This is a genomic window from Trinickia sp., assembly GCF_051953405.1.
GTDB lineage: Bacteria > Pseudomonadota > Gammaproteobacteria > Burkholderiales > Burkholderiaceae > Trinickia.
Genome location: NZ_JBQCIV010000154.1, coordinates 1 through 3,070 on the forward strand (window position 1 = coordinate 1; position 3,070 = coordinate 3,070).

Annotated in this window: 1 protein-coding gene; it reads left to right on the top strand. The window is 63.4% G+C overall.

Features of this window, described 5'->3' with window-relative positions; translation table 11 throughout:
• Nucleotides 1–2,917, top strand: a 2,917-nt coding sequence (locus ACTHN9_RS27965; RefSeq protein ID WP_440540082.1) for a type VI secretion system Vgr family protein, incomplete at its 5' end; no start/stop codon positions are given.
• Between the last annotated feature and the right edge of the window lie 153 nt (nucleotides 2,918–3,070).

A 3,070-nucleotide genomic window follows, 5' to 3' on the forward strand; every position in this document is an offset into this window, starting at 1 on the left:
CGCGCGTCTGGGCCGCGATTACGAATTCGTTATCGATGCGATATCCACTCGCGGCAAGGAAATCAAGCTGAAGGCGTTGATCGGCAAAGCCGTGACGCTTTGGATTCTCCAGGCGGACGGCACGTATCTGCCGCATCACGGTTACGTCCATACGTTCTCGCGTCTGGGTGCCGATGGGTATCTCACGATCTATCGCCTCGAGTTCACCTCGTGGATGAATTTCCTGCGCTTGCGCCGCGATATGCGCGACTGGCAGGAACAATCCGGCGAACAAATCGTGGCGGACGTCTTCAATCAACATCCGCAGGCCCGCGGCGCCTATCGCTTCCAGTTGCGGCGGCCGATGCCGCGTTACTCGTATCGCGTGCAATGGGAATACGACTGGAATTTCGTTCATCGTAGTCTGGAAGAAGCCGGCGTCTTCGGCCGCTTCGAGCAAGCCGAAGACGGTAAATCGCACACTCTCGTGCTGCTCGACGATCTGTACGATCTACCGCAGCTCGCGCAACAGACTATCCGATTCCATCGAACGGGATTGCGCGAGGAGGTCGACGGCTTTACGCAATGGAAGGAGCGGCAGCGGATTCAAAGCGCGTCGCTCAAGACCAGTACGTTCGATTACAAGCGCCCCGATCTGCCCATGCGCACGGGCGGCCCGATCAGTTTGAACAAAGATACGCCCGCGGACGGCGAAGTCTACGACTACACGGGCGCCTACACGTGGGGCGAGCGCGTCCAGGGCGACCATCAAGCTACTGTGCGACTGGACGCCTGGGAGTCGGAAACCCAGCGATTCGAAGCGGTGGGCAGCGTCCGCAATGCGATGCCGGGCTATTGGTTCTTATTGAAGAACCATCCCTTGCACGACGCCGGTTCCGAGCAAGATCGGCAGTTTGCGATCCTGGCCACGACCTGGGTCATTCAAAACAATCTGCCCGGCATGGACGACGTGGCGGATTTTCCGCGCAGCTTGCGGGCGGAAATCGCTGCTCACGCGAAGGCGAACGCCGGCGGTGTACGCGTCAAGCATGCCGATGGCAGCGAAGGTTTTTTTCAAGTCGAGATCGAAGCGCAGCGGCGTCGTCTGCCGTTTCGCAGCCCGCTCGAACATCGCAAACCGGTCATGCAGTTGCAGACGGCGATCGTTGCGGGGCTGCGCGGCGAAGAAGTGTTCACCGATCCGCTCAATCGCGTGAAGGTGTGGTTCCCGTGGAACCGGCGTAACGATCGCGACGACAAGGCATCGTGCTGGGTACGCGCGGCCTTTCCCGACGCCGGCGACACGCGCGGCGGCCACTTCCCGCTGCGCGCGGGCGACGAGGTGTTGGTCGGATTTGCCGGCGGCGATTGCGACAGGCCCGTCATTATCGGCCGCATGCACGGCGGCACGACGCCTCCGATCTGGCACACCAACGGATTGCTGTCGGGCTTTCGATCGAAGGAATATGGCGGGCGCGGCTTCAATCAGCTCGTGCTGGACGACTCCACCGGGCAAAACCGCATCCACCTTTACTCGACCAGCGCCGATTCGCACCTGCACTTGGGCTATCTGATCGACCAGACGAACAACACGCGCGGCGCGTACCTGGGCACGGGGTTCGATCTGAAGTCGAGTGGCTATGGCGCGATCCGGGCCAGTCAGGGCCTGTATGTGACGACGCATACGAAAGCCGCGAATAGCCAACCGCTCGAGGTCAACGAAACGCAGCAGCAACTGATCGACGCGGAAAGCGTCGTCGAAGGGCTTTCCGAGATCAGCGAGCAGCACCAAGCCGAGAGCCTGAAGGATGCGCACGACACGCTGCGCGCGTTCACCGACGCCACGCGGCAAAGCGTGCCCGGCAACGCCTCGGGCGGGCGAACGGCCGGCGGCGGTACCGGCAACGCCAACGGGTTCGAGCAGCCCATCATGTTGTTGGGCGCTCCCGCTGCCATCGGGCTGTCGAGCCGGCAATCGGTGCATGTGGCGGCGACCCACCACGTTAACGTGGTGAGCGGCCAAAGCGCGCATCTGGCGGTGGGCAAATCGCTGTTGGCCAGCATCGGCCAGAAGCTGAGCCTGTTCGTGCAGAACGCGGGTATGAAGCTGTTTGCGGCCAAAGGCAAGGTCGAGGTCCAAGCGCAGTCGGATAACGTCGAGCTCACCGCGCATAAGAGCGTCAAACTCCTATCGACGACCGAGAACGTCGAAGTCGCGGCCGATCAGGCGGTCCTGCTCGCGAGCGGCGGAGCCTACATCCGGTTGGCGGGCGGCAACATCGAGATTCATGCGCCGGGCAAGGTCGACGTCAAGGGCGCGCAGCACATATTCGACGGCCCGGCGAGCATGGGGTATCCGCTGCCCGCCGCGCGTCCCGATCAGCCGGGGCAGTTGGAACTGCTGCACAAATACGCCAATGGCGCGCCCGTCAAAGGCGGCGCGTTCTCGGTGTTCGACTCGGCCGGGCAGTTGCTCCGGCAAGGTGCGCTCGATGCAAACGGCCATACGGTCGTCGGCGGCTTGCCGGCAGGCGCCGCGATGGTGCGCTTCGGCGACGACCCTCGTCAGCAAGACCAGATGCCGAGCCGGTTCAAGCTGCCGTCGTGGCCGCAACAGCCCGAGGCGCAAGAGGCCGAAGCTGCCGATGCGGCCGGTGCTGCCCAAGCCAAGGCGCAGGGCTTTTTGCCGGCCGGCGAGAGCGCGGGCGCCGGCAGCGCGGGCAGCCCCTTCGCGAGCATTGCCGCGCAGCTCGCGCAAGGCAGCGGCGGCTTGATGCAAGCGGCCGGGACCTTCGCGAGTCAGGCGCTAGGCAACGCGTTGCCCAGCGGCGCAGCGGGCGTGCTGGCCAAGGCAAGCCAATTTGGCACGGCAGCCAAGCAAATCGGCAGCGTGGCTCAAGACACACGCGCGGTTGCGACGATACCGAGATCGTTTTGACGCGCCGTGCCAACGAGCCTTTCATCGCGCAAGCCACCTAAAACACAAACAGAACAAAGAAGAACCCCATCATGGCCGATTCGGGCGTCTTAATCCCCAAACCGACCGACGTGTTCGTGTCGCCGCTCTACAAGCTGCATCCTGCCGACGTCC